Raw genomic sequence first — 23,020 nt, forward strand, 5'->3', positions numbered from 1 at the left:
ATTGTGATATTAAGATATGAAAAGATATGGGAAGGAGAAATAAAGTGAAGCTAAAGAGAAATGACTTATTCATTGGAATATATATTCTTTCAGCAGTATTATTCTTTATTATTTCAATTCCTTCATGGTTACTTGATATTTTGCTTGCATTTAATATAATGGTGGCTTTAGTTATATTATTTAACTCATTGTTTGCTAAAGAAGTATTGGATATGGCATCATTCCCAACAATGCTCTTATTTACAACAATTTTTAGAATTTCTCTTAACGTATCATCAACTAAGATGATATTAAGAGATGGTTATGCAGGTCACGTGGTTTCTGTGTTTGGACAATTCGTAGGTGGTGGTAATCTTGTAATTGGTACCATCATATTCATAGTATTGATTATTGTACAGTTTATAGTTATCAATAAAGGTTCTGAGAGAGTATCAGAAGTAACAGCAAGATTTACTCTTGATGCTATGGCTGGTAAGCAGATGGCTATTGATTCAGATCTTAATACAGGTGCTATTACTGATAAGGAAGCGGCAGAGAGAAGAAAGAAGTTACAGCAGGAGAACAGCTTCTTTGGTTCTATGGATGGTGCTACCAAGTACGTTAAGGGAGATGCAACAGCAGGTCTTATTATCACAGCAATCAACCTTGTTGGTGGTATTGCAATGGGTATGCTCTATAATGGAATGTCCATTAATGATGCACTTTCTACATATTCAATCCTTACAATTGGTGATGGTCTTTGCTCACAGATACCTTCACTTCTTATATCTTTGTCAACAGGTATATTAGTTACTAAGGCATCAAGCGAGGGTGAACTTGGTGACGAGATGGTTGGACAATTGTTCTCAATGGACAGGGTCCTTATTATGGTAGGTGCAGCACTTATATTATTAGGTGTAGGAACACCACTTCCATTTTACATATTCGTGCCACTTGGTGTAGCTCTTATTATCTATGGAAGAAAGTTAAAGGATAAGACAGGCGAGGCAACTATCGAGGAGATGGCAGAGGCAGAAGAAAATGAGGCTCAGGAAATCAGAAAACCGGAAAATGTTGTTTCTTTGCTTAATGTAGACCCAATCGAATTAGAGTTTGGTTATGGTATTATACCTTTAGCCGATGTTAATCAGGGGGGCGATCTTCTTGACCGAGTTGTAATGATTAGACGACAGATAGCTCTTGAACTTGGTGCGGTAGTACCAATTATCAGATTAAGAGATAATATACAGCTTAATCCTAACCAGTATGTAATTAAGATTAAAGGCATACAGGTAAGTGAGGGCGAGATACTTTTTGACCATTATATGGCGATGAACCCGGGTTATGTAGAAGAAGAGATAACAGGTATTCCAACATTTGAACCATCTTTCCATCTTCCAGCTATATGGATTACTGAAAGCCAGAGAGAAAGAGCAGAATCTATGGGATATACAGTTGTTGACCCACCATCAATAATGGCTACACATCTTACTGAAGTAATAAGACAGCATATTGCAGAACTTCTTACAAGACAGGATGTTCAGAATCTTATTAACAATATTAAAGATAATAACCAGGCACTTATTGATGAGCTTGTACCTAAGCTTATCGGTATTGGTGAGATACAGAAAGTGTTACAGAACCTTTTATCAGAAGGCATATCAATCAGGGATCTTGTAACTATATTTGAAACACTTGCTGATCACGCGGCAGTCACAAGAGATACAGATATATTAACTGAATATGTAAGACAGAGCCTTAAGCGTGCTATTTCTGGCAAGTATTTTCCACCTAACGAGGTTACTAATGTTATTACTCTTGACCCTAAGGTTGAACAGGAGATTATGGCGGCTGTTAAGAATACAGAACAGGGAGCTTATCTGTCACTTGACCCTGCCCGTACTAAAGCTATTATGGATTCTTTAGGTGAAGAATTAAAGAAGCTTGAAGATATGGGAAAGAATCCGATTGTTATAACTTCGCCTATAGTCAGATTGTATTTTAAGAAGTTAGCATCTGATTACTATAAAGATATAATTGTGATTTCATATAATGAAGTGGAATCAAATGTTGAATTACAGTCAGTTGGGATGGTGACAGCATAATGATAGTTAAGAAATTTCAAGCGCCTACAGAAAGAGAGGCAATAATAAAAGCTCAGGAAGAATTAGGAAGCACAGCAGTTGTGCTTAATGTTAAGACAATTAAGCAGAGAGGCTTTGCAAAGCTTTTTAAGAAAGATGCTGTAGAAGTTACGGCAGCTCTTGAGGAAAAAGATTTTGTTGATGGAATTAACAAGTCAAGACCATCATTTGATAATACAATGAATAAAGAACAGATGATTAACAGAAGTATGGTTTCAACAGGAAGCCTTCCATCAATTAATCTTGTGGCTGATGATTCAGTTAATCTGTCGTCATCTTCGACGGCTTCTGCGATAGAGCAGAAGCTTGATTCGCTGCATGATCTTTTACAGAACCAGAGTTTGAATAAGCCGGCTGATGTGCAGGGAACTGTGTCTAATCCTTATTCAGGGGTGGCAGGCAGCGTAAGAAGCATGTATAATGATGATACAGATATTAAGACTGCATCATCTGATAATACTGAAAGACAGCAGGTTAAGCAGAGAGAAAATGCTAACTACAAATCATTACAGTTAATCTATAAGAAGCTTATTGATAATGAAGTTGACAGCAGATATGCAGATGAAATTATTGGTGAGATTGAGAACTCATTAAAGAAAGAGTCTAACATAGACAGTATTCTTTCTGCTGTATACCAGAAGATTATATTAAAGCTTGGAAAGCCTAGGGCTATTACATTATCAGATAAGGCGAAGGTCGTATTCTTCATAGGACCTACAGGAGTAGGAAAGACTACTACAATTGCCAAGATAGCTTCAAGCTTTAAGTTAGAGCATGAGGCAAAAGTTGCATTTATTACAGCAGATACATATAGAATAGCGGCTGTAGAGCAGCTTAATACATATGCTTCTATTATAGATTGCCCTGTAAGTGTTGTGTATTCTGTTGAGGATATGGATAAGAGCCTTACAGATTATAAGGATTATGACTTAATACTTATTGATACAGCAGGACGTTCGCATAAAGCAGACGACCAGATGGATGAATTAAAGTCATTTATAGAGCAGGTTGTCCAAAGAAAAGATGAGTTTGATTTTGAAAGCTATCTTACATTAAGTGTAACAACTAAATATAAAGATCTTAAGAGTATAGCGGACAAATATGATGATGTAGACTGGTCAATTATTTTTACTAAATTAGATGAAACTTGTTCACTTGGCAACATCCTTAATCTGAGAATGTTGACAGACAGACCACTTGCTTATACGACATCAGGACAGAATGTTCCTAATGACATTGAAGTAATCAATGAGCAGTGGATTGCCAAACAGCTTTTAGGAGGCGGCGAATGATGATGGATCAGGCAGAAAATCTGCGTAATATAATTAGACAACAAAATCAGAACAGCATTACCAATGCCAGAGTTATCGCTGTAACAAGCGGAAAGGGAGGTGTTGGCAAGTCTAATCTTTCGGTCAATCTTGCACTTGAATTTACAAGAATGGGCAAGAAAGTAATAATACTTGATGCAGATTTTGGTCTGGCTAATGTTGAAGTTATGTTCGGTGTTATACCAGAATATAACTTAAGCGACCTTATGTTTAAGGGCAAGGAGATTAAAGATATTATAACAGAAGGACCAGAGGGAGTTGGATTTATTTCTGGAGGTTCTGGGATAGCTAATCTTGTTAATCTTGACCAGGAACAGATTAAAAGACTGGTTAATAAGCTGTCAGACCTTGAGGCACTGGCAGATATAATAATAATAGATACAGGAGCTGGAATATCACCTAGTGTTATGGAATTCCTGTTATCAAGTCCTGAGACAATCATAGTTACTACACCTGAACCGACATCTGTAACCGATTCATATGCACTTCTTAAAGCACTCAGTATGAATGAGAATTACAAGAGCGAAGAGTGTACAATAAGAATGGTAGCTAACAGAGTTGATTCAGAGAGTGAAGGAAAGAATCTTTATGACAAGCTTAATGCAGTTGTAACACAGTTCCTAGGGATTAATATGGAATATCTTGGAAGTGTTCCGCAGGATTCAACTGTAAGGAAGGCAGTTATGAAGCAGAAGCCTGTTACAATAGTATACCCTAATTCTTTTGCAGCCAGGCATTTTAGGTATATAGCTGAGGAATTGTTAGGAAATGAAGGGGATGCTCCAATGCATAAAAAGGGAATTAGAAGTTATTTTAAAAATGTATTTTCACGCAAGATGTAATTACCTTGTAAAGTGATAATCTATGTGTATGGAGGTGTCAGTAATGTTCAAACCACTTGTGATAGGAAGCAGAATGGAATTAGTGCCAAAGAAGTCACTAAGAAATAATGAAGAAAGAATAGTATATGCAAGCCAGATATTAGATTTTAATGATGACAGTATTGTGTGTGCTATGCCAATATATGAAGGTCGTATTGTGCCACTTGAGGCAGGGAAAAGATTTGATGCATATTTCTATGTAGGAACTAAGATATTCAGAGCTGACTGCACTGCAATTGACAGAGGCAGGGATAACAATATCCATACAGTTACGATACAGTTAGATTCAGAACTTCTTAAGTTCCAGAGAAGAGAATATTTCAGACTCAGCTGTGTTCTTCCGGTGAGTGTGAAAAAGGTTATAACGTTCAATGTAAAAGCAGATGAAGAAGCTGACACAAATACAAAGTCAGAAGAAAAGACTGCATGCAAAGAACAGGAAGATATAGATAACTGCAAGATTGTTGATATAAGCGGTGGTGGAATAAGACTTCAGTCAAAGAAGAAATATCAGAAGGATGATTATATGATGTTAGATTTTGACTTAGATATTGATGGTTCAATATCCCATAAAAGCATTATTGGCAAGGTTGTAGAATCAAGAGCTAATGATAATGATGGAACATTATTTGCTAATAGACTTCAATTTGTCGATATTGACAGACTCGACAGAGAGGAGATTATTAAATATATATTTGGACAGCAAAGAAATATCTTAAAAAAGGAGTTGAGTAGTAATGGCTAAAAAAATATTGGTTATAGATGACTCTGCACTTATGAGAAGGGTAATATCTGATATAATCAACGAAAGCGATGAATACGAAGTTGCGGCTATTGCCAAGGATGGACTTGAGGGATTAGATATGATTGTTTCTAATCCTTACGAATACAGTGCAGTCATTCTTGATATCAATATGCCAAAGCTAAATGGATTGGAACTCCTGCAAAGATTACAGAAGGATCATATTGAACAGACTGTAATTGTAGTAAGTACTGTTGCCAGGGAAGGTGCTAAAGAGACTATTCAGGCTCTTGAATATGGAGCATTTGATTTTGTCACTAAGCCTGAGAATTATCTTGAAACTAAGAGCGTTGAATTCAAGAATAGAATATTCGAGATGCTCAATGTTGCAACTAATTCCAAGGCATCTATAAGACGTACATCAATGTCAAAGACAATAGCTCCGGTAAAGAAAGACTTAAAGAGCGGCAGAACTTTAACATCGGTCATAGCCCGTACAGAAAGAACAAGAAGTACAGGTATTACTCCAGCACCAGTAAGAACAGTTGTACATACACCAGCCAAGAAGGTTGATGGAAGTATGTTTACAAGTGTTAAGACTGGAAAGAAGAAGATTGTCGCACTTGCTTGTTCAACAGGAGGCCCTAAATCATTGCAGCAGGTTATACCTATGCTTCCGGCAAAGCTTGATGCAGGGGTAGTTCTTGTTCAGCATATGCCGGCAGGTTTTACAGCGTCACTTGCAGCAAGACTTAACGAGATGAGTGATATTAATGTTAAGGAAGCCGCAGATGGTGATGTAATAAAGAAAGGCTGGGTATATATAGCACCAGGTGGTAAGCACATACGAATTGAGAAGAAAGGAACTGACTCAGTTATAAAGTTAAGCACAGAACCACCAATAGAAGGCTTAAGACCGTGTGCTAATGTGATGTATGAATCACTTACATCAAGTAATTATGATGAGATTACATGTGTAGTCCTTACGGGTATGGGAGCAGATGGTACCAATGGTATTAAGGCTCTTAACAAGAATCATAAGAACATATATGTTATAGCTCAGGATGAAGAGACCAGTGTAGTATATGGAATGCCAAAGGCAATAGCTGGCACGGGACTGGTCAATGAAGTAGTTCCATTAAACCGTGTAGCTGAAGCAATTACAAAAAACGTGGGGGTGTCTTAAAATGGATGTTAGCCAGTATTTAGAGATTTTTATTGATGAATCAAATGAACATTTACAGTCTCTTAGTGATCAGTTATTAATTCTTGAGAAAGAACCAGAGAATAGTGATACTATTAATGAAATATTCAGAGCAGCACATTCTTTAAAGGGTATGGCTGGTACTATGGGATATAAGAGAATGCAGAATCTTACACACGATATGGAAAATGTATTCTCAGAAGTACGTAATGGTAATATTAAAGTTACATCAGATATGTGTGATGTATTGTTCAAGTGCCTTGATGCACTTGAGAGTTATGTTTCCAATATCCAGAATACACAGGATGAAGGAACCGATGATAATGAACCTATAATAAAAGCACTTAATTCATTCATTGGCGGTAATGAAGTAGAGGAGAAGAAAGAAGCTTCAGCCAGCCAGCCAGCAGAAGAAGCAGCACAGGGAACAACATCTGAGCTTGTTTTTGCAGACTTTGAGATGAATGCAGTTAATGAAGCATTAAAGAAGGGTCTTGGAGTATATGAGATAGTAGTAACAGTTGATGAGAATTGTATACTTAAGGCAGCAAGGGCATTTCTTGTATTTAAGAATCTTGAAGGACATTGCGATGTTATCAAATCAGAGCCATCAACACAGGATATAGAAGATGAGAAGTTTGAGAAAGATTTCACAATAGTTGTTGTATCTCACGAAAGCCTTGATGAAGTAATATCTATTATTAAGAGTGTATCAGAGATTAAGACAGCAGAAGGAAAGGCAATAACAGTTCCATTTCAAGAAGTTAATGATGCACCAGCAGAAGAAGAGAAGAAGGAAGAAGTTAAGAAACAGCCAGCTGTTACAGAGCCAGCCAAGAAGGAAGAAGCTAAGAAGACAGCGGCTGCATCGCCAGCTAAGAAGGCGGCAACAGCTAATAACAAGGCTGTAAGTCATACAGTACGAGTTGATATAGATAAGCTTGATGTCCTTATGAACCTTGTCAGCGAGCTTATTATTGCTAAGAATGGTCTTGTATCAGCAAGTATTTCTTCAGACGAAGCAGCAACAACTAATAATCAGAAGTTTACAGAACAGATTGAATACCTTGAAAGAGTAACAACTAACCTTCACGAATCAGTTATGAAGGTACGAATGATGCCTATTGAAGGTGTAATCAGTAAGTTCCCTCGTATGATCAGAGATCTTAATAAGAAGCTCAATAAGAAAATGGAGCTTTATATCACTGGTGAAGAGACAGAGCTTGATAGAACTGTCCTTGATGAAATTGGTGATCCTATTATGCACCTTTTAAGAAATTCTGCTGACCATGGACTTGAAAGTGCTGAGGTAAGAGCAGAAAGAGGTAAGCCGGAAGTTGGTTCTATTTACCTTAATGCATTCCAGGAAGGTAATAATGTTGTTATCGAAGTATCTGATGATGGTAATGGTATAGATATAGAGAGAGTTAAGGCAAAGGCTGTCGAGAAGGGTACAGTTACTCAGGAACAGGCTGATGCTATGACAGAGAAAGAAGCAATTGACCTCTTATTCAGACCAAGCTTTTCAACATCAGAGAAGATTACAGATGTATCAGGTCGAGGTGTTGGTCTTGATGTTGTTAAGTCTAAGATTGAAGCACTTGGTGGAGATGTAGAAGTTAAGACAAAGTATGGCGAAGGAAGTACATTCAGTATCAGACTTCCACTTACACTTGCTATTATTCAAGCTCTTATGGTTAAGCTTGGAGATGAGAAATATGCTATATCACTTGGTGCTATTGAAACAATTGAAGATGTTCCAGTAACTGATATCAAGTATATACATGCTAAAGAGGTAATCAACTTAAGAGGAAGCGTAATACCTCTTATAAGATTAAGAGATATTCTTGATGTTCCGGGTGAACAGGAAGAGTCAGATACAATTACAGTTGTAATTGTAAGAAAGGGTGACAAGCTCGCAGGTCTTGTTGTTGATAGTCTTATTGGTCAGATGGAAATCGTAATTAAGTCACTTGGCAAGTATATTAATATTAATAGAATGATAAGTGGAGCAACTATTCTTGGTGATGGTTCAGTAGCTTTAATTATCGATGCGAACACATTAGTATAGGAGGTGGCATTAGTTATGGAGAATGTTAATGCAATAGAAGAAAAGAAAGAAGAAGTTTCAACAACTGTACAGTATATAGTAGTTAAGATTGGTAATGAGCAGTATGGTATCAATATCAAATATATTGATAACATTGTAAGAAAGCAGGATATTACAAGAGTACCTAAGACTCAGCATTATTATAAGGGAGTAATCAATTTAAGAGGTGAGATTATCCCGGTAATGAGTGTAAGATTAAAGCTTGGCTTAGAGGATGATGTATACACAGATAAGACAAGATATATAATTGTCAAGGTTGAAGGTGCTACAATTGGTATTATTGTTGACGAGGTTAGAGAAGTTGTTACACTTAATAGTGATGACACAGAAAGTGTTAACCGTTCAGCAGGTGATGAAGTTACTAATAATTATATAAGTGCAATCGGAAAGCATGGCGGAGAGCTTATTTCATTGTTAGACATAGTCAGCCTTATTGTAGAGAATAAATAAAATATAAATGTTAGGAATTGAGGTTTAATATGTCAGACGTAGATTTAGAACAGCTCAATGATATGCAGTTAGATGTATTAAAGGAAATCGGTAACATAGGTGCAGGCAATGCTACAACAGCATTGTCTACAATGCTTAACGTAAAGATGGATATGTCTGTACCTAATGTTGCTTTAATACAGTTCAAGGATATATCAACAATTATAGGAAGTGAAGATCAGACTGTTGTTGGAATTCTTTTGGGATTAGAGGGCGATATCGATGGTATGATGTTATTCATATTTGATACTAAGTCGGCACATCACCTTGTTAACAGCCTTATGTTACAGAATGATGATGTTGTTGATGAGAGTGCAGATTTTACTGATATGGAAATGTCGGCATTGAATGAAATTGGTAATATAGCATCAGGTTCATATCTTACTGCTATATCATCACTTACAAAGCTTAATATTATAGCGACTGTTCCGCAGATGACTATAGATATGATTGGAGCACTTTTAAGTGTTCCGGCATCAGAATTTGGTAAGTATGGTGATAAGTTATTATTAATTCAGACACAGTTTGGCGAATTAGATTTTGTTAAAGGATATTTTCTTCTTATTCCAGAGCTTGAATCATACGATAAGATTCTTCGTTCATTAGGAGTTATTAGCTGATAATATTCTTGGGATGAGAGTAACATTATGAATTTAGATGAGATGATAAAAGTGGGTATGGCAGATTTAAAAGTAGGTAAGTCACCAGATGTTTTAACAACTCTGGGACTTGGCTCTTGTGTAGGAGTTGCTATATATGATCCAGTTACTAAGATTAGTGGACTTCTGCACTGTATGCTGCCAGACAGTACACAGTTTAGAAATAATTCTAATAAAGCAAAATATGCAGACAGTGGAATAGATGAGCTTGTAGCCCAGATGCTAAAGTTAGGAGCAAGCAAAGTAAGGCTTGTTGCCAAGATAGCTGGAGGTGCTCAGATGTTTGCGATGAATACTAACAACGACACATTAAGAGTGGGTGAACGTAATGTGGCGGCTGTTAAGATGAAGTTATCTGAATTAAATATACGTTTATTATCAGAAGATTGCGGATTGAATTATGGACGTACAGTTGAATTTTATTCAGAGACGGGAGAATATGTAATAAAATCAGTTGGTAAGCCAAGAAAGGTTATATAAGCTTATGAAAAGATTTAGAAATGTTTCTGCTATAGTAACATTGCTTGCTGGATTTATTACTGCTGTTGTTATGATAATCAACAGGTATAGTCTTGTTTCATTCCTGTGGATTCTTATAGGGGTAATGGTGTGTTTTTATGCTGTGAGCAGAATTATATGTTTTATAGTAGACAGAAAGATTACCAAAGCAGAAGAACAGGAAGAAGCTGAAAGACTAGAGAAGGAAAAAGAGAGGCTTGAGGCCGAAGAAAAAGAGGCCACGGAAGGCAAAAATGATGAATCTGACGCTATGAATGGTAATCAGAGAGCTAACAGATAATATACATTATTATTAAGTACGGGGGCATTCTTTGTATGGATGAAGCGGGAAGAAACAGGCTATGGGAAAAGTATATTGCAAGTCACGACAGCGAAATCCGTGAACAGCTCATAGTTGAATATGCACAGCTGGTTAAGCTTGTTGCAGGAAGAATGAATATGTATCTTGGCTATAATGTTGAATATGACGACCTTGTAGGATATGGTGTATTTGGTCTGATTGATGCGATAGACAAGTTCGATAGTGGTAAGAATGTCAAGTTTGAGACATATGCCAGTTTAAGGATAAGAGGTGCGATTCTCGATCAGATTCGTAAAATGGATTGGATTCCAAGGTCCTTAAGGCAGAAACAGAAGAAAATAGATGCTGCTATGGCTAAAATTGAGGCAGATAGCGGCAAAGTAGCAACAGATGATGAACTTGCGTTGGAATTAGGGATTTCAATGGATGAATTAAGCGATTGGCAAGGTCAGATGAAGTCTTCTAATCTTATATCATTGGATGAATATACAGAAGCTGGAAGTGAAGTCAAGATGGAGAGCGTGGGTAACTCACATTTTGAAGAACCAGAAGATGTAGTGGAGAAAGAAGAACTTAAGAAGAAGCTTGTACAGGCAATAGACCTTCTTACAGAGAAGGAGAGAAGTGTTATTGTGTTATACTATTATGAGGATATGACTCTTAAAGAGATAAGTATGACGCTTGATGTTTCAGAATCAAGGGTATCGCAGCTTCATACCAAGGCTCTCAGTAAAATGAAGAAAATAATGGGTGATTATATGTTTCCAGCGTAGACAAAAGCTGTAGTGCAGAAATATAGTGGCAAAAAGCAGAAAGTGAGTCATATATGATTAAAGAATGTATGTCAGGGTATTTTCAATTTTCATCAAAGGAAGATGGATTATATATTACAGTATATCCACCTAAGTCTGGTTATGGAGCAGCCAGCATTGATGATGTAATGTTTTATGTTGATAATAAGAATATAAGCTGTGATAGTGTAAAGCTTATGGAAGCTGTTAAGGCAGGTTCGGCGGCAGAGACAACTGTTAAGGTGTCAGAAGAAAGTCAGCTGGAATGTAGTGAATTTGCTGATTACAGAATAAGCAGTGATTGTATGAGGGTGGAAGCTTGTTTCTATCCTCCTTTTGAGAATGGTGGAATGTTAGATAAAGATGAGATTATAAGGGATTTACAGCATATCGGTGTTACTTATGGTGTGGATGAAGAAGTTATAGACTCGTTTTTAAAAGACAGGCATTACGGCAAAGCCTATACAGTGGCTAAAGGAACTGAGCCGGTAAGCGGCAGGGAAGGTTATGTTGAATATAAGTTCAATACAGAATTAAAGCCAAGACCAAAGATGAACGAGGATGGCACAGTAGATTTCCATACATTAGAGAATGTTAATCATGTAACCAAGGGAGATACAGTTGCAGTTCTTCATCCAGAGTATGTTGGTGAAGCTGGAACAGATGTACTTAACAGAAGTGTTAATCCAGATAAGGTAAAGCACGTTGTGTTCAGATTTGGGCGTAATCTTGTAATATCGGAAGATGGCAAAGAATTAATTACACTGGTAAGCGGACATGTAGTACTTGAGTCTGATAAAGTGTTTGTATCTAATGTGCTTGAGCTTGTTGATGTAGATAACTCAACTGGTGATATAGATTACAATGGTGATGTCAATATTAAAGGAAATGTACTTGCAGGCTTTACTGTTAAGGCATCGGGCAATGTAGTAGTTACAGGTGTGGTTGAAGGTGCAACAGTAATAGCTGGTGGAGATATCACTTTAAACAGAGGAGTTCAGGGAATGAACAAGGCTGTTATAAAGGCAGGCGGTAAAATTGTATCCAAGTTCATAGAAAGCGTACAGCTTGTTGAGGCAGGCGGTAATATTGAAGCAGACTCTATTCTTCATAGCAAGGTAGTAGCTAAAGGTGTTATCAATGCCAATGGAAAGAATGGTCTTATAATAGGTGGTGATGTTAAATCAACAGTTATGATACAGGCAAAGACCATAGGTAATGAAATGGGTACAGCTACAGTTGTAGGAGTTGGTGTTGACCCTACAATGAAGAAGCGGATGGATGAGCTTAAGAAGGGTCTGAGTAAGATGGGGGATGAGAAAATCCAGCTTTCACAGCTTATGACAGCACTTAGAAAGAAACAGGATGCAGAAGGAACACTTAGTCCTGAGAAGCAGGAGATGCTCTCAAAGACTATGCGTAACCTTTTGGTTATGGATCAGCAGCTGGCTAAAGAAAAGAAAGAATACGAAGACATAAGATCCTGCATAGGTGAAGAAAAGAATGCTTGTATAAAGGTAAGCAACAGGGCTTATGTTGGTACTAAGCTTATGTTTGGTGATATATGTATGTTCCTGAAAGAAAAATATGATTATTGCCAGTTCAGAAAAGAAGGAGCTGAAATAAAGAGTCTGCCACTTTAATTATTAAGTGGTTAATTGTGATAAAGAGGTGTTGATATGATAGTAAGACCGATGGAATTTGGTATGATTCAACAGCAGAATACGGTATCACAAGTCAGACATAATGAAGATGTCAGACCTATGGTAGAACAGCAGACGACGGCGGTTCAGTTACAGAAAGATATCCACACAAGAGCTGAACAGGTGAATCATAAAGAAGACCCTAATAACAGACAGAAAAAGTTTGATGCTAAGGATAAAAGTGATAACGAGTATCAGTCTGGACATAAAGAAAGGAAAAATCAGACATCAGAAGACGGTAAAGTGTTTATTAAAGACTTGGAAGATATAGACTTTGACGTCAAAGTATGATTAATGGAGAGATAATGGGAACTGTAGCGATAGTTTTAATAGTTATAGGTATAATATGCGTTATAATAAGCATTATACTAGGAATAACTGATAATAAAGAACAGGCTGATACTGCTTCATATGTATCAGATTATGATTCGGCAAAGCAAGTGTCACAGGTATCAAAGGCTATAGATGATATAATTGAGAAGAAAATGCAGGATATAGAAGAAAAGACTGAGGCAAGCCTTGATAAAATATCCAATACCAAGATTCTTGAAATGAATGAGTATGCAGACAATGTTCTAAAAGAAATCAATCGTAATCATAATGAAGTAATGTTTATGTATGATATGCTTAACGAGAAGGATAAAGAGATTAAGACTACAGTTAAGAGTGTCAATGCAACTAACACACAGGCAAGAGGAATGGGAACAGTAAGGGAAAGACTTATAAAGCTTGATGAAACACAGAAAGCACCACAGAGAATAAGTGTTGATGAATTTCCACTTGATGATAAGTTAGATAAGAATCAGAAGATTATGACCTTATATAATAATGGCTATAACGATATTGATATAGCTAAACGTTTAAAGTTTGGAGTTGGAGAGGTTCGTCTTGTTATCAAGTTATATGTTAATGCAGCAGGCGAATAAAAGTAATTACTGGTTAATGAGGTTAGTGTATAAAGTGATTAATACTGATTGTTATCAGGTGAAATTATGTTAGAATTAAGGAACAGGTGCATTATACAATGAAGTTAAGATATTATTTAAGCGGTCTTGGAAGCGGAATTATTATCGCAGTTCTTATTATGCTTATTGCTGACAAAGTTACAGCGGTTAATAATAATGTTAATGGTTCAAATGTCCCACAGGAGACGACTGGTTCTGTTATAGCCTATACAACACAATTGGATAAAGATAATGAAACAATACAGGCTGAAAGCACAGAACATTCAGAGAATAAGGGTAACGAAGATACAACATCAGCTGACACAGCAAAGAATTCGGTAGTAAAAGCGACGGATAGTTCTACTACAGCTACAACAAGGTATGTATCGGAGGAAGATAAGGTTATAGTTAATATCAATCCTAAGAATATAAAGGTTGCGGCTGATATATCAAAGATACTTAAGAATAAGGGTGTTATAGAAGATGCAGATGCTTTTACACAGTATATGGCAACTTATGGATATTCAAGAATAGTCCAGCAGGGCAACTTTGAATTGATTAAGGGTGATTCATATGAGAATATCGCAAGAATAATAACAAGAAGCGATGTAGATAATAATAATAACACACAGGCTGACTAAGATTATTTGGTCAGCCTGTATTTATCTTTGCTGTTTGTTTTTGTATAAAAAATGCTTGCAATTATTTAATGGTATTGATATAATACATTTCGTGTGAAAAAGCATGCAGGTGGATGGCATAGCGGGTGCCGTTGTACGCAGACGGTGGCTATACGGGATGTGTTGCATAATCCAGGAAGCCTGCAAAAGATAATTTAACCAATGGAGGTATTAAAATGAGCGTAATTTCAATGAAGCAGTTACTTGAAGCAGGTGTTCATTTCGGACATCAGACAAGAAGATGGAATCCTAAGATGGCTGAGTACATCTACACAGAAAGAAATGGTATCCATATCATCGATTTACAGAAGTCAGTAGGAAAGGTTGATGAAGCTTATAAGGCAGTTTCTGATATCGTTGCTGATGGTGGTACAATCCTTTTCGTAGGTACAAAGAAGCAGGCACAGGATGCAATCGCTAATGAAGCTACAAGATGTGGTATGTATTTCGTTAACGAAAGATGGTTAGGTGGTATGCTCACTAACTTCAAGACAATCCAGTCAAGAATTGCAAGACTTAAAGAAATCGAAACAATGCAGGAAGATGGAACATTTGATGTTCTTCCTAAGAAGGAAGTTATTAACTTAAAGAAGGAATTAGAAAAGCTTCAGAAGAACCTTGGTGGTATCAAGGAAATGAAGAGAATTCCAGATGCTATCTTTATCGTAGATCCTAAGAAGGAAAGAATCTGCGTTCAGGAAGCACACGCACTTGGTATCACATTAATCGGTATCGCTGATACTAACTGTGATCCAGATGAATTAGATTATGTTATTCCTGGTAACGATGACGCTATCAGAGCTGTTAACTTAATCGTTTCAAAGATGGCTGACGCTGTTATCGAAGCTAATCAGGGTGAAGAAGCTGTAGCCGCTGATGCAGAAGAAGTAGCTGAGGAAGCTTAATATTTAAGGTTTGACTTAAGTTTATGTATGCTTCAGCCTGTAGTTTCAGGTTGAAGCATTTTTTAAGATTATTTTAAAATATTATAATTTGGAGGAAAGTAAAATGGCAGCAATTACAGCAGCAATGGTTAAAGAACTTAGAGAGTCTACTGGTGCAGGTATGATGGAATGTAAGAAGGCTCTTACAGAGACAGATGGAGATATGGAAGCAGCTGTTGATGTTCTTAGAAAGAGCGGAGCAGCTAAGGTAGAAAAGAAAGCCGGCAGAATCGCAGCAGAAGGTATCACAAGAGTTGCATCAGAAGGCAACACAGCAGTAGTAGTAGAAGTTAACTCAGAGACAGATTTCGTTGCAAAGAACGCTGTATTCCAGGAATTTGTTCAGAACGTAGCTGATAAGGCTCTTAAGGCTTCAGTTGATAAGGCTGGAGATGGCGAAGATGTATGTGCAATTCTTGATATGAAGTCTGAGCTTGAAGAAAAGACTATCGTAATCGGTGAAAAGCTTTCTTTAAGAAGATTTGAAAAGCTTACAGGTGACTGTGTTGCTTCATATGTTCACGGTGGTGGAAGAATTGGCGTTCTTGTTGCAGCAGAAGGTGCTACAGGAGATGCAGTTAAAGAAGCACTTACTAACATTGCTATGCAGATAGCAGCTATGAACCCACAGTATATCAGTAGAAATGATATGTCAGCGGAAGAACTTACTAAGTTAAGAGAAATCATCGAAGAGAGTGCGTTAAATGACCCAGCTACTCTTCCAAAGCCAATCTTAAATAAGTTAATTGATAAGGCTGTTAATGATAAAGTATGGAGCGATGAAGATATTGCAACATATGAAGAACATAAGAGCAATATGCAGTATTTATTCAACTTCCTTTCAAAGGAAGCTGCTTCTCAGTTAGCTGAGCTTGCATTAGCTGACAGAGCTAATATTGCTGCTGATAAGATTTTTAATGGATTAGTAGAAGGCCGTGTGTCTAAGCAGCTTAAGGAAATCTGCCTTATGGATCAGGTATATGTTAAGGCTGAGGATGGAAAGCAGTCAGTATCTAAGTATATTGCAGAAGTAGGCAAGGCAGCTGGTTCACCATTTACTATTAAGAAGTTTGTTCGTTTTGAAGTTGGTGAAGGTCTTGAGAAGAAGAATGAAGATTTCGCAGCGGAAGTTGCAGCTCAGCTTAAGTAATTAATAATTATACTTACTAAACCATATCTTGTTAATACAGGATATGGTTTTTTTAATGAATAGTATTTAATAAAAATTAATAATTTCTATTGAAATATAAAAGAGTGATTGATATAATAAATCTAAGTTATATATGAGACGTGTTAATTTTGGATAATAATTGTTGGAAAATTGGATTTATTATATCATATGCACTGCGTTGCTTTTCCACGCATCCGAAGTTTCGAAGAAACTTCTAAGTGACTACGAAGTAGTCATATTATGTCATATTAAAAAGTAAATATGTAATGCTGCGAAGTATATATTAGTGTGTTATATATTTAGAATATAATATAACAGCATATGACAATTAATATATGTGGGGTATAATATTATGTGTATTTTATGCACGCCTTGTATGAAACAAAAAGTTACATAAAAAGGAGAAAAATATGAATGTAAAAGATTCGATTAGAAAAAGGTTGAACAAGAGCTTTGCTATGATTTCTCTTGTATGCAGTATTGGTCTTGTTATATGTGGTATTTCATTATTTGTAATAAGCAGCCAGTATCATAATGCACTTACTAATTATGGATTTGCCCAGGGAGATATTGGTAAGGCTATGGTAACATTCTCTGAGGCAAGAAGTTCGTTAAGAGCTGTAATTGGTTATACAGATATGAATGAGATTGCTGATGAACAGAAGAAGTATGAGACTAAGAAGTCAGCATTTGAAGGTTATATGGCAGATGTTGAGAAGACAATAGTAACTAAGGCCGGTAAAGATGCTTATGCACAGGTTGAATCAGCACTTAATGGTTACTGGACCAAGGCTGACAGCATTTTAAAGCAGGGTGCTACAACAGATAATGGAGCTTCTGGTGCAGCTCAGAAGAAAGAGATTGAAGAGCTTTCACCTATGTACGATAATGTATATGCTGCATTAAAGAATATAATGGATATCAATGTTACTAAGGGTGATGAAGTACAGAATACATTGAATGTTCTTATGTATATATTAATTGTTTTAGTTGTTGCAATTATTGCATTTAGTGTATATATGTCAACACACCTTGGAAGAAGAATTGCTGATAATATTGAGAAGCCAGTACAAGCATTGGCTGAAAGACTTAAGAAGTTCGCAGCAGGTGATCTTGACAGCGAATTCCCAGAAAGTGAGATTGATGATGAGATAGCTTATATGAATAATGTAGCTAAGGAGATGGCTGCTGACCTTAATCTTATCATCAGCGACTTAAGCAGACTTATGGATGAGATGGCAGCCGGTAACTTTAAGATTAAGACAGATATCGAAGATAAATATGTTGGTAAATTTGTTAATCTTAAAGATGCAATTCGTAATATGAATAGAAAGATGGATGCTACACTTAAGAGTGTTGATGAATCATCACAGCAGGTAACAGTAGGTTCAGAGAACCTTGCACAGTCTGCACAGGAATTAGCAGAAGGCGCTACAGAACAGGCTGGAGCTGTTGAAGAGCTTCAGGCTACAATAGCAACTCTTACTGAGCAGATTGCAGATACAGCAGATAATTTACAAAAGACAAGTGACAAGGCTGTAGACCATGCGAAGAATGCTGATGCCAGCAAGGTAGAGATGCACTCACTTATGGAAGCTATGCAGCGTATTAGTGATACATCTAAGAAGATTGAGAATATCATTTCTGATATTGAAAGTATTGCAAGCCAGACTAATCTTCTTTCTCTTAATGCAGCTATTGAGGCAGCAAGAGCAGGTGAGGCTGGTAAGGGCTTTGCAGTTGTTGCTGAGCAGATTAGAATGCTTGCTGACCAGAGTGCCCAGTCAGCCGTTGATACAAGAACTCTTATTGAAGGCGCTTTAAATGAAATAGAAGAAGGTAATACAGTAGCTATGAAGGTTGCTGAATCAATGGATTCAGTTGTTCAGGGAATCAATGATATTGCTGATGTATCTAAGCAGCTTAGCGAGAACTCTAATGTTCAGATTGCAGCTATGAGAGAGGCTGAAAAGGGAATCGACCAGATTTCAGAAGTTGTACAGTCTAACTCAGCAGCATCAGAAGAGTGTTCTGCTACAAGTGAAGAGCTTTCTGCACAGGCAGAAGCTATGAATGAATTAATTTCACAGTTCACACTTAGAGATTAATTAATATTGAAGAATATAATGTATTGTGTTATAATTAATCGGATAATGATTGTTATAATGCAATACATTTTTTTGGCTGGTTTGCATTATAAGACAGGCTTGAATTATGGTTATAATCAGTGCTGGTTATAATGGACAATATTTTATATATATCAGACTAATGGAGGATTAAGATGGGCTTATTTGGCAGTAAATCTGATGATAATTCTAAAGATGTATTCAGCAGACTTGGAAAAGAAGTTAAAGAAGATATGATGGTCAATACATTAGAAGATAATGATCTGGCTAAGTTAGCAGCTGGAATGAAAAGTGAGCTTACAGGCTCAGAGAGCAGAGAGTCTATTACAGATAAGCTTGAGGCAGAGCTTAATAATGAGAGCGAAGCTATAGAGACGTTCAGTGACAGTGTTGCACAAGATGAACCAAGATCGGAGTTAGAGCAGATGGCAGAGGAGACAGCGGTTATAACAGCAGGTCTTGTTGTCAGCGGTGATTTGGACTCAGTAGGTTCTATAGATGTATTTGGAACTGTTGAAGGTAATGTTGCCTGCTGTGGAAAGCTTACAGTAAGCGGTACAATAGAAGGAGCGATTATGGCTAATGAAGTGTTTGCTAATAATGCAAAGATTTCAGGAGATATACAGTCTAAGGGTTCAGCTAAGATAGGGCAGGGTACAGTTGTTATAGGTAATATAACAGCAACATCTGCCGTTATAGCTGGTGCTGTTAAAGGTAATGTGGACATTAATGGCCCGGTTGTCATAGACTCATCCGCTGTAATAGTTGGTGATATTAAGTCTAAGTCAGTTCAGATTAATAATGGAGCTACAATAGATGGAAGATGTTCGCAGTGCTATGCCGATGTTGATACATCTTCAATATTTGATATAAAGGCAGTTGGAAAGCATAACAAAGACGAGATTAAGAGTAGTGTCAATAAAGAGACAGCAGGGTTAGACAGCAAGTCAGCAGATAGCAAGTCAGTTAACGACAGAGCAGTCGATGGCAAAGAAGCAGATAGTAAGTCAGCTAACGACAGAGCGGTCGATGGCAAAGCAGCAGATAATATGTCAGCTGATAACAGTACAGCCGGCAGCAGGCCAGCGAATTAACAGATATTATAGATAATAAAGAAATAACAGTTAATAATCGGTAAAGATAATAGTTAGTACTCTGATAAAATACAATATATATAAAGAATGGAGAAATAATATGAACGACATTAAAAGAGTAATTCTTAAGTTAAGTGGAGAAGCTTTATCAGGTGATAAGAAGTCAGGCTATGATGATGAATTAATTATGGATATAGCAGGACAGGTAAAGCAGATTATAGACAAAGGCATTAATGTAGGTGTTGTAATTGGTGGTGGTAACTACTGGAGAGGACGTTCTAATGATAATATCGACAGAACAAAGGCTGACCAGATTGGTATGCTTGCAACCATTATGAACTGCATATATGTATCAGAAATATTCAGATCACAGGGACTTAAGACTAATATACTTACACCATTTGAGTGTGGAAGTATGACAAAGCTTTTCTCTAAGGATAGAGCTAATAAGTATTTTGAAAAGGGGATGGTTGTATTCTTTGCAGGTGGAACAGGACATCCATATTTCTCAACAGATACAGGTATAGTGCTTAGAGCCATTGAATTAGATGCAGATGCTATACTTTTAGCTAAGGCAATTGATGGCGTATATGACAGCGACCCTAAGATCAATCCAAAAGCTAAGAAGTATGATAAAATATCCATTACAGATGTTGTTGATAAGCATCTTGGCGTAATTGATATGACGGCTTCTGTTATGTGTATGGAGAATAAGATGCCGCTTATGGTATTTGGACTTAATGAGAAAGACAGCATTGTTAATGCACTTTCAGGTAAATTTAATGGAACAATTGTAACTGTTGATTAATTTGCCGATTTATTGTAATATTCAGTTATATAATAAAAGATATTAAGAAAGAGAGAAATATAATGAGTGACATTAAAGAATACGAAGATAAAATGAAGAAATCAGTAGACTCATTAAAAGAGGACTACACAACAATAAGAGCAGGAAGAGCTAACCCACATATATTAGATAAAATTAAGGTTGATTATTATGGAACACCTACTTCACTTCAGCAGGTGGCTAATATCTCTGTTCCAGAAGCAAGAATGATTCAGATTCAGCCTTGGGAAGCAAGCCTTATTAAAGATATTGAAAAGGCTATTCTTGTATCAGACCTTGGACTTACACCTAATAATGATGGTAAGGTAATAAGACTTATATTCCCTGAACTTACAGAGGAAAGACGTAAAGAACTTGCTAAGGACGTTAAGAAGAAGGGTGACAATGCTAAGGTTGCCATAAGAAATGTAAGAAGAGATGCTAATGATACTGTTAAGAAAGAGAACAAGGCAGGAGAGCTTTCAGATGATGAAGCTAAGAATCTTGAAGATGATGTTCAGAAGCTTACAGATAAATATATAGCTTTAATAGATAAGGCAATAGAAGAAAAGACTTCTGAGATACTTACAGTATAATGAATAATATATGGGGAGGCTGTTGGTTTATAGCAACAGCCTCCTAATAAGTTATATGGATAATATTATATATACATTAATATAATGATGCTATCTGGCATATAAAAATATAATAATATATGAAATGATAAATGTATCTAAATATAAAGTAATAAGGATACCGATATATGAAACTATAAAATATTGACTGTGGGGTAATGTATGGATAAATATAATGAGGAATTAGGGCTTAAGATACCTGCTCATGTTGCTGTCATACTTGATGGTAATGGACGCTGGGCTAAAAAGAAGCATATGCCAAGAACATATGGACATATGCAGGGAAGTAAAGTTGTAGAAGATATGTTGTATGTTGCAGATGACCTTGGCATACAATATTTTACAGTATATGCTTTTTCAACAGAGAACTGGAAGCGTTCAGAAGAAGAAGTAGGCACTCTTATGAGCATTTTAAGAAAGTATCTTAAAGATTGTGTCAAGAAGTCTATGAAGAACAATGTAAGGTGCCGTGTTATAGGACGCAGGGAAGAATTAAGTGATGATATAGTTGAGAGTATTAATAATCTTGAAGAAAAGACTAAGAATAATACAGGACTCAATTTCACAATAGCAATCAATTATGGTGGCAGAGATGAGATTGTAAGAGCCGTCCAGAAGATTGCACAGGATGTTAAAGAGGGAAAGATTGCACCAGAGGCTATAGATGAGGCTATGATAAATGCTAATCTTGACACAAAGGATATTCCTGACCCGGATCTTTTGATAAGAACTAGTGGCGAGCAAAGACTTTCTAATTATCTTCCATGGCAGCTTGCATATACAGAATTCTACTTTACAGATGTATTCTGGCCGGATTTTAATAGGGAAGAACTTATTAAGGCTTGTGAGAAATATAATAAAAGAGACAGAAGATATGGCGGAGTTAAGGAGGAATAGAATTTGTTAAAGAGGATAATAAGCGGAATATGCCTTGTGGCAATTGCCGTTCCATCATTGTATTTTGGTGGCTGGCTGTTATATGCGGTATGTCTTATGGTAGCACTTATAGGTAATTTTGAATTGTTAAGGGTCACCAATCTTCAAAAGACACCATTGGGAATATGTGCATATGCGGCAACAATAGCATATTTTATAAGCCTTAACATAGCAGAGCATAGATATACTACGCTAATTCTTGTAGTAACATTTCTTGTTATGATGAGCGTGTATGTATTCACGTTTCCAAAGTATAAGGCGGAAAATGTTATGTGGGCATTCTTTGGAATCATATATGTAACCGTGATGATAGCTTATATATATGAAACAAGAATGTCAGATAATGGAATATTTATTGTGTGGCTTATATTTATTGCTTCGTGGGGAAATGATACATTTGCTTATTTCACAGGAGTGTGCATAGGAAAGCACAAAATGGCACCTGTGTTATCACCTAAGAAGTCGGTTGAAGGTGCAATAGGCGGAGTGATTGGTGCAACAATACTCGGTGCGGTATACGGAGCTTTAGTAAGTTCTAAAATGGCAGGTGTTATTGATAATTCGTCTGTGGCATTTGCAGTAGCAAGCCTTGCAGGGGCGTTATTGTCAATAGTTGGTGACTTGGCGGCATCTGCAATTAAGAGAAATTATAATGTTAAAGATTATGGTACATTAATTCCGGGACATGGTGGAATTATGGATAGATTTGACAGCGTAATATTCACAGCACCGGTTGTATACTGGGCGATAATACTGCTTAACAGTATAGGACTTTAAAGTTACTATAGTATAGATTAGGAAAGGGTGTAGA

The 23,020-nt window shown here is 36.7% G+C and carries 23 protein-coding genes; all 23 read left to right on the plus strand.

Features of this window, described 5'->3' with window-relative positions; translation table 11 throughout:
* Positions 1-26: 26 nt before the first annotated feature.
* The 23 genes from flhA to WMO42_RS12830 all read left to right on the plus strand — a co-directional run bounded on the left by flhA (position 27) and on the right by WMO42_RS12830 (position 22,986).
* On the plus strand, positions 27-2,084 hold the full coding sequence (flhA, locus tag WMO42_RS12720; protein WP_055174410.1) for a flagellar biosynthesis protein FlhA: 2,058 nt from the start codon (positions 27-29) through the stop codon (positions 2,082-2,084).
* A complete protein-coding gene (gene flhF / locus WMO42_RS12725; protein ID WP_349192438.1) occupies positions 2,084-3,415 on the plus strand; it encodes a flagellar biosynthesis protein FlhF in 1,332 nt (443 codons plus the stop codon). Before flhA ends, flhF begins: the two co-directional genes overlap by 1 nt.
* Positions 3,412-4,296, plus strand: a complete 885-nt coding sequence (locus WMO42_RS12730) for a MinD/ParA family protein (RefSeq protein ID WP_318255763.1) — start codon at positions 3,412-3,414, stop codon at positions 4,294-4,296. Before flhF ends, WMO42_RS12730 begins: the two co-directional genes overlap by 4 nt.
* A gap of 43 nt (positions 4,297-4,339) precedes the next feature.
* The gene (locus tag WMO42_RS12735; RefSeq protein WP_349192439.1) at positions 4,340-5,080 is read left to right on the plus strand and encodes a flagellar brake domain-containing protein; all 741 of its coding nucleotides are present in this window, start codon (positions 4,340-4,342) and stop codon (positions 5,078-5,080) included.
* Entirely contained in the window at positions 5,073-6,263 is a 1,191-nt protein-coding gene (cheB, locus tag WMO42_RS12740; protein WP_349192440.1) for a chemotaxis-specific protein-glutamate methyltransferase CheB, read from the plus strand. The genes WMO42_RS12735 and cheB overlap by 8 nt, the downstream gene beginning before the upstream one ends.
* Before the next feature lies 1 nt (position 6,264).
* On the plus strand, positions 6,265-8,352 hold the full coding sequence (locus WMO42_RS12745) for a chemotaxis protein CheA (protein ID WP_055174414.1): 2,088 nt from the start codon (positions 6,265-6,267) through the stop codon (positions 8,350-8,352).
* 15 nt (positions 8,353-8,367) lie between these two features.
* A complete protein-coding gene (locus WMO42_RS12750) occupies positions 8,368-8,841 on the plus strand; it encodes a chemotaxis protein CheW (RefSeq protein WP_022502685.1) in 474 nt (157 codons plus the stop codon).
* Positions 8,842-8,870: 29 nt separating this feature from the next.
* On the plus strand, positions 8,871-9,500 hold the full coding sequence (locus WMO42_RS12755; protein ID WP_022502684.1) for a chemotaxis protein CheC: 630 nt from the start codon (positions 8,871-8,873) through the stop codon (positions 9,498-9,500).
* Positions 9,501-9,527: 27 nt separating this feature from the next.
* Positions 9,528-10,019 (plus strand): chemotaxis protein CheD, encoded by a 492-nt coding sequence (locus WMO42_RS12760; protein ID WP_022502683.1) that lies wholly within the window; start codon positions 9,528-9,530, stop codon positions 10,017-10,019.
* Positions 10,020-10,023: 4 nt separating this feature from the next.
* The gene (locus WMO42_RS12765) at positions 10,024-10,338 is read left to right on the plus strand and encodes a hypothetical protein (RefSeq protein WP_022502682.1); all 315 of its coding nucleotides are present in this window, start codon (positions 10,024-10,026) and stop codon (positions 10,336-10,338) included.
* A 35-nt stretch (positions 10,339-10,373) separates the two neighbouring features.
* Entirely contained in the window at positions 10,374-11,132 is a 759-nt protein-coding gene (locus WMO42_RS12770; RefSeq protein WP_022502681.1) for a FliA/WhiG family RNA polymerase sigma factor, read from the plus strand.
* A 53-nt stretch (positions 11,133-11,185) separates the two neighbouring features.
* Positions 11,186-12,793: a FapA family protein gene (locus tag WMO42_RS12775; protein WP_349192443.1), complete on the plus strand. Its 1,608-nt coding sequence runs from the start codon at positions 11,186-11,188 to the stop codon at positions 12,791-12,793.
* Between the two features lie 36 nt (positions 12,794-12,829).
* On the plus strand, positions 12,830-13,144 hold the full coding sequence (locus tag WMO42_RS12780; RefSeq protein WP_022502679.1) for a hypothetical protein: 315 nt from the start codon (positions 12,830-12,832) through the stop codon (positions 13,142-13,144).
* A 14-nt stretch (positions 13,145-13,158) separates the two neighbouring features.
* A complete protein-coding gene (locus WMO42_RS12785) occupies positions 13,159-13,779 on the plus strand; it encodes a DUF6115 domain-containing protein (protein ID WP_055174421.1) in 621 nt (206 codons plus the stop codon).
* 98 nt (positions 13,780-13,877) lie between these two features.
* Entirely contained in the window at positions 13,878-14,438 is a 561-nt protein-coding gene (locus WMO42_RS12790) for a hypothetical protein (RefSeq protein ID WP_349192447.1), read from the plus strand.
* A 215-nt stretch (positions 14,439-14,653) separates the two neighbouring features.
* The gene (rpsB, locus tag WMO42_RS12795) at positions 14,654-15,382 is read left to right on the plus strand and encodes a 30S ribosomal protein S2 (RefSeq protein ID WP_055174425.1); all 729 of its coding nucleotides are present in this window, start codon (positions 14,654-14,656) and stop codon (positions 15,380-15,382) included.
* A gap of 103 nt (positions 15,383-15,485) precedes the next feature.
* A complete protein-coding gene (gene tsf / locus WMO42_RS12800) occupies positions 15,486-16,571 on the plus strand; it encodes a translation elongation factor Ts (RefSeq protein ID WP_022502675.1) in 1,086 nt (361 codons plus the stop codon).
* A gap of 431 nt (positions 16,572-17,002) precedes the next feature.
* Entirely contained in the window at positions 17,003-18,700 is a 1,698-nt protein-coding gene (locus WMO42_RS12805) for a methyl-accepting chemotaxis protein (RefSeq protein WP_349192449.1), read from the plus strand.
* A 173-nt stretch (positions 18,701-18,873) separates the two neighbouring features.
* Positions 18,874-19,812: a polymer-forming cytoskeletal protein gene (locus tag WMO42_RS12810; protein WP_022502673.1), complete on the plus strand. Its 939-nt coding sequence runs from the start codon at positions 18,874-18,876 to the stop codon at positions 19,810-19,812.
* Positions 19,813-19,912: 100 nt separating this feature from the next.
* A complete protein-coding gene (gene pyrH / locus WMO42_RS12815; protein WP_022502672.1) occupies positions 19,913-20,620 on the plus strand; it encodes a UMP kinase in 708 nt (235 codons plus the stop codon).
* Positions 20,621-20,682: 62 nt separating this feature from the next.
* On the plus strand, positions 20,683-21,234 hold the full coding sequence (gene frr, locus WMO42_RS12820; RefSeq protein ID WP_022502671.1) for a ribosome recycling factor: 552 nt from the start codon (positions 20,683-20,685) through the stop codon (positions 21,232-21,234).
* A 201-nt stretch (positions 21,235-21,435) separates the two neighbouring features.
* Positions 21,436-22,170 carry an isoprenyl transferase gene (locus WMO42_RS12825; protein WP_022502670.1) on the plus strand — a complete coding sequence of 245 codons (735 nt, stop codon included), beginning with the start codon at positions 21,436-21,438 and terminating at the stop codon, positions 22,168-22,170.
* Positions 22,171-22,173: 3 nt separating this feature from the next.
* Positions 22,174-22,986 carry a phosphatidate cytidylyltransferase gene (locus tag WMO42_RS12830; RefSeq protein WP_022502669.1) on the plus strand — a complete coding sequence of 271 codons (813 nt, stop codon included), beginning with the start codon at positions 22,174-22,176 and terminating at the stop codon, positions 22,984-22,986.
* Positions 22,987-23,020 lie beyond the last annotated feature (34 nt).

The sequence above is a fragment of the Lachnospira sp. CLA-JM-H23 genome, assembly GCF_040096425.1.
Taxonomy (GTDB): Bacteria; Bacillota; Clostridia; order Lachnospirales; family Lachnospiraceae; genus Lachnospira; species Lachnospira rogosae.